Here is a 5,599-nt window from a genome sequence, read left to right on the forward strand (position 1 = left end):
TGATCTTATTCTTCGTGCTGGTTAATTAGAATGCGGGGTTCGTGACACGCTTACATTTATCATAATAGGAATATTGAACGCCGATTTTTTTAGGTTTGATTGTTTTCGCTTAATAGAATGTCCAGTTTAAATTGTGCCGATCATAAGTTAGCCTCACGGAATAAAATCCGTAAGTAACGAGTTCTTCTTAGCCAAAACGGTTTTCACAAGCTTATGAAGCTTATTCGTATGTCCCTTTCTAATATTATGCTTCTCAACGAAATGACTTAAATTGAGAGGCCTGTCATGTGTAAACAATCTAGCTACAGCAAATACCAAAAGCGTGTAATCAAATTTTTAAATGACCAACTTGGTACAGCTACGCCTTTCTCTTACGAAAGAACTCAGACAAATCACCTAAAAGTACTTATAGATGGTGTACCAAAGCCCATTTTTACTGGGTCTACGCCATCAGATTGTAAATCAATCAATAACTTTATGGCTGAAGTAAAGCGTGAAATTAGAGCGAGTAAAGTTGAAGAGGATGATTGCAAACCGACTCCTCAATTACCAAATCCGATAGTGGTATCTAACGATAAGCTAATACAGGGGTGCATCAAATCGCTGCGCACACGCTTGCCTGTTTTGAAGTCTCAAGAAGAAACTCGTGTTTTAGAGACTCATGAGTTAGAGGATATCAACTCGAATCGCTTAGATGCGGTAAAACATTCTATCTCATTCGCACTACAGGCTCGTAAAGACGGTGTTTACATAAAGCGAAATGAAATGAAAGAGCTTGAGCAAGCAATTCTAAAGCATTTAAATTTCATGCTGCCAACAATGGCTTATTACGCTGAACTTCTCGTTAATAAAAACAAGTGTAACCAGAAGAGTCTTGAACCTTTACCTGCAGAAACCGTGATGAACGAGTCTGATGTTCGAGAGTTTCGAGCTACGACTGTCGTGAGCATAGATTCTCCGTCGAGAGAGAGGGAGAAAGAAGAAAGCCTAACCACTTCTAAAGAAGCAAAAAAGCAGAACATTGCTCATTCAGCTAAACAAACCAAAGATTCCGCCTTAGAGTTGATGACAATGTCAGCGGATAATCGAGTGAGTTTGCTACGAAATCTGACTAAAGCGCAGGCACTAACACTCATTGATGACTTAAACTATGCGTTAGCTTTGAACCGCGAACAAGATAGTGAAGCCGTTGTTGAGTTAATCCGTGAAAAAGACCTGCCTTTAGAAGCCATCATTTCTCGTTTAGAGGCCGCTTAAGGTGAAAAAAATTAACCCGCTATCGTTTAACAGTTTGGTGTTTGAATAATATGAAAACTTCTTTAGCAACTATACCTACTAGTTCAATAGGATATAACTTTGATATCGTTATTTGTCATTGGAGCGATCGCTTAACGGCTTATCGCAACTATCCAGATGGTAGACAAGATATGATTGAGGGAGGTATTGGTATTGGCCTAGATTTTATCTGTAATGAGGCGACCAGAGATGGGTGGTTATCTGCCATTCCTAAACCGTTGTTAGCTCAGAGTGAAATTTTTCCAGATCACCAGTACCAAATGCTCTGGCTTGCAGCTAATAGTGTCAACGCTAGAGAGATACTAAATGTCCGACCGATTATTCTAGCGATGCTCTGTGAGCATTACCCTATTGATAATGAACAGGCTCTAGGACTAGCAAATCAGGGACAAAGAAAGATCCTAGAGCAACTTGGACTTGCAGGCACCAAGTCTGCGTTAAGATTTATCGATAAGTTAGATTTGACGTATGAACGTGCGGGGGAAATCTTCCACGTGATGAAGCTCCTTGATGCCAGAACTTGCCATTATAAGAGGTTCAGTCATTACAAAAAAATCAACTTCTCTAGCTTATCATTAGACAATACACATCCATTTCTGACAGGTACACGTCTAGGTCAATCATTGGAGAACACCGGCTACACAACGCGACTAAAACTAACGTTATGCATCGAAGATTCATTGCGACTTGGTCAAGCGTTGGGAGTACAAGAGCCAATGCAAAACATTGTTCGCCTTGAAAACAATGAGGCTTTGGTTGCGTTGCATGATGATTGGGTGCAAAGACATAACTTAGCTCGAACACAGTCTATGAGGCCCATTGACGCCAATATACCCTATATGCGCTGCCTTTGTAAGACAGACAAGATAGAGCAGATCCAAGATTATGATGACCTATGCAAGGAAGGCGCTGAGATGCGCCATTGTATCGCTGTTTATCATAACCGTATTGCTCAAGGTCGGTATGCTGTATTTAGACTTTTTCAACCTGAGCGAATGACCATTGGGGTTAGTATTCTTCCCGGCAAATCATTTCCCTTTGAAATCGATCAAATTGCTGGCGCTCGAAATAAACTAGCAACCGAAAGTACCCGTAAAGTTATATTTGATTGGCTTGAATCAGCAAGAAAAGCCAAGATAAATTGATTGTTTTTTGTAAGCTTACCAATATCCCACACATTTTATTTTAGGTAAACGGGTCACATAATCAAAACGTAATATCGTATATCGTAGCAGTCCAATAAATCGTGACAAGGAACCTTCATGAATCTTATGCAGCAGTACCGATATAAACGCTACATAGCGAGGAGTCACGAGTTGGCAATATTGCGAGGATAAAATCGCCCAATAGCCAGCGGGCGATTCAATAACCCACTCACCATTCGATAATCATCAATAAACAGCGTCAGCAGTAGGAGCACTCCTTGGCCTTAATTGAAAGCAAATATATTACCACTCTGTTCAGTGAATTAAACCAATACGGCCTGCGTGGTAACAGCGCATTATGGTCCATCTTACCCGTCGAGTTAATCGCCAATAGCGACCGCTACACCACCGTAGGCTTACTTAAATGGGTGGATGATTACGTTGTGACACTACTTGAGCAAGCAAGGCTTGCATCGAGTGAAGCAGGACTAGTCGGATGGCGAGCAAACGACAGCAATGACATTTATATCGAGTCTCTTAATCAAGGTGGTATGTCGGGTGGGCTACTTGATATACGTTATTGGCAAGAGGTGATGCGGCCAATGCTTGAGCAGCGCTGTCTGCAGCTAGAGCAAGGGTTACAGTTTAAGCAACAGCATCATTTGGAAAGCGTGTTTTTTATTGGCGATCTTCATGCTCAGCAAGATAAATTAACCACTTTGCTCGACAGCCAAGGGCTACCAGAACAGAGTGATGACTCTAATACCACTATTGTCTTCATTGGGGATTTAGTTGATAACAGCCCAAATTCAGCAACCGATCATATCGCGACGCTGAATACGGTTAAAAACTTAGTCGACAATAAACAAGCGCTTTGCTTACTAGGCAACCACGAGTTTAATGCGGTGGGTTGGTACCTAAAGGGCGCTGACGGAAAGCACCTTCGCGATCGCAGTAAAGCAGGCAATCAAAAACAACACGCGCATTTTCTCGCGCAGGTTGGTGAAGACTCGCCATTACATCAACATTGGGTCGAGTGGTTTATGACCCTGCCTTTGTATCTTAATTGTGGCGATATTCGTGCTATTCATGCCTGCTGGCACGAAGAGAGCATCGCACGCTTAGAGCAGTACCTTAATCCAGACCGTTCACTAAAATCAGAACATTGGGAAGAGGCTTTTAATCGTAATCACGAACTGTTTGGTCTAATTGAAACTCTGCTTAAAGGGCCAGAAGCACATTTGCCACAAGGCATTAGCTTTGCAGATAAGAATGGCATTGAGCGTAACGACATTCGTGTTGCTTGGTGGAAAGACGAGTACGCAGTAGATAGCTATCGAGAATTGGCGGTGGTTCCAGCTGCTCAAAAAACATCCATCCCCGATACGCCCGTTGAGTGTGGTGCAATGGCTTACAACACGCCACCTTTGTTTCCTGTCATCGTCGGCCACTACACACTCCCCCTGACACCGTTTCCGCAACCTGTGAGCGAGAGTGTCGTGTGCGTTGATTATAACGCCGCGAAGGAAGAGAACCCATTGGTGGGCTATCACGCTTATCTGCCCGGTTGGGACGAGTCACCCAACGAGTTAATCGGATCGCATGGCTTTGCGTATGCGAATGAACTGAACTGTGCTGAGGTGGTTAGCAACGGTATTACTCAACTGCTAAACGCGATGTTAGCCACGCTACCGGCAGCAAAAGCTGACAATGGCTTTTCTCAAACAGTGAGTGAAGTGCTGCTAACCGAATGGGACCCAATTGGGGTTTATGACCCAGATGAGGTGGATGAAGATTTGGCGGATGAGTATTCGCAATACGAGCCTGATGTTAATCGGTTGGCACAAACAGGCAATCTTCAGCAACTCGCGGCTTATTTACTGTTAACTGAGCAGCATGTTATTGGTGTTGAGCGAGAAGATGGCGCAGATTACTGCACAAAAACAGCGTACAAATTGGTAGAAAAATGGTCAGAGCTATTATCACAACAAAGTGAAGGCGATTTTGATAGTTTGTTCTGATAATTATTCGATATTTTTACAGTTACTCCAAACCGATGAGTTCTAAATGACTAAATATACAAGAAAAGCCAGTAAACATGGCCAGAAACCAACCTACACATTTACCGAAGTTAATAATCGAACGCTCAACGTGGTTAGAGACAATGATGGTGATCTGTTTGAGTACAATTTTTCTATTGGGCACAAATTTGAAACGTACGCTGGTACACCAGTAGAAATGATTGGTCTTAACCCTAATGGGGGGAACCCAGATTCAGGCTACTACATCATTGTGCGAGAAATTACACCGGAAGGTTTAGGTAAGTTAACAGATGTCAGCGCACAGAATCAGGTTGATAAAATTTATTGGGGTCTTAAACAAGCTGATGATTCTTCGATCAGTGGTGAAATCAATACACAAGAGCCACAGGAGTATGTTGAAGGAGCTGTTAAACAAGTCACTGTTAATAAATATGAAAGGGATCCAAAGGCAAGAAAAGCATGTATCGAATATTACGGTACAAGATGCCAGATTTGCAGTTTCGACTTTGCGAAAAAGTACGGACCTCATGGGTCGGGGTTCATTGAAGTTCATCATATCAAGCCCCTTAATACCATCGCTAAAAGCTACAAGGTAGATCCAGTTAAAGACTTAATCCCAGTCTGTTCAAACTGCCATTCAATTTTACATCGAGGAACAAATCCTCTGAGTGTTGACGGCTTACGCTCAATTCTGAATTAAGGGAGTAAAATGATGGAAAATGAAATAGTTCAACGAATTATCGCACATTTTAACAATGACGAATGTCTCGTTACAGGTAAGAAAAGCTATGAAGCGACCCTAAGAGGCAAGACTATCATTGTGAAGTGCAATGGCTGCATTGAAGAAAATATTAAAGTGCTAGATGATGGTTCTATTAGACACAAAGAGATGACATTTAATAGCTTCGTTGAATGGCTATATTGGTATGAGATGTAAGCTTATAAGTCGCTATCATTTACGCGCTTCAATTAGAATACCTCTCGTCAATGAAAGGTATCTATCATGTACAAACAATCAGGCTTTGCTCTATCTAAGAGCATAACCTTGATGTCGTGGTGATCCCCACTCGTGTAAAGACTTACAAATAACTGGCACTATTTCCGACTTTTGCTGCA

The 5,599-nt window shown here is 42.1% G+C and carries 5 protein-coding genes; all 5 read left to right on the top strand.

Going from position 1 to position 5,599, the window contains the following annotated elements:
• Positions 1 to 285 precede the first annotated feature (285 nt).
• Positions 286 to 1,257: a hypothetical protein gene (locus tag AB4167_RS19845; protein WP_372136924.1), complete on the top strand. Its 972-nt coding sequence runs from the start codon at positions 286 to 288 to the stop codon at positions 1,255 to 1,257.
• A gap of 50 nt (positions 1,258 to 1,307) precedes the next feature.
• Positions 1,308 to 2,441 carry a PcfJ domain-containing protein gene (locus AB4167_RS19850; RefSeq protein ID WP_372136925.1) on the top strand — a complete coding sequence of 378 codons (1,134 nt, stop codon included), beginning with the start codon at positions 1,308 to 1,310 and terminating at the stop codon, positions 2,439 to 2,441.
• Positions 2,442 to 2,719: 278 nt separating this feature from the next.
• Positions 2,720 to 4,462 carry a metallophosphoesterase gene (locus AB4167_RS19855; protein WP_136978206.1) on the top strand — a complete coding sequence of 581 codons (1,743 nt, stop codon included), beginning with the start codon at positions 2,720 to 2,722 and terminating at the stop codon, positions 4,460 to 4,462.
• A 46-nt stretch (positions 4,463 to 4,508) separates the two neighbouring features.
• Positions 4,509 to 5,183, top strand: coding sequence for an HNH endonuclease (locus tag AB4167_RS19860; protein WP_017072273.1), 675 nt, complete (start codon positions 4,509 to 4,511; stop codon positions 5,181 to 5,183).
• Positions 5,184 to 5,192: 9 nt separating this feature from the next.
• Positions 5,193 to 5,420 (top strand): hypothetical protein, encoded by a 228-nt coding sequence (locus AB4167_RS19865; RefSeq protein ID WP_133151372.1) that lies wholly within the window; start codon positions 5,193 to 5,195, stop codon positions 5,418 to 5,420.
• Positions 5,421 to 5,599: the final 179 nt, after the last annotated feature.

Origin of the sequence: Vibrio sp. 10N.286.49.E11, assembly GCF_041469505.1 — a bacterium.
GTDB classification, from domain to species: Bacteria; Pseudomonadota; Gammaproteobacteria; order Enterobacterales; family Vibrionaceae; genus Vibrio; species Vibrio crassostreae_C.

Bases quoted from the DNA above. Each gene is read 5' to 3' on its own strand.
- AB4167_RS19850 (WP_372136925.1), top strand. From the start codon at position 1,308: ATGAAAACTTCTTTAGCAACTATACCTACTAGTTCAATAGGATATAAC.
- AB4167_RS19865 (WP_133151372.1), top strand. From the start codon at position 5,193: ATGATGGAAAATGAAATAGTTCAACGAATTATCGCACATTTTAACAAT.
- AB4167_RS19860 (WP_017072273.1), top strand. From the start codon at position 4,509: ATGACTAAATATACAAGAAAAGCCAGTAAACATGGCCAGAAACCAACC.
- AB4167_RS19845 (WP_372136924.1), top strand. From the start codon at position 286: ATGTGTAAACAATCTAGCTACAGCAAATACCAAAAGCGTGTAATCAAA.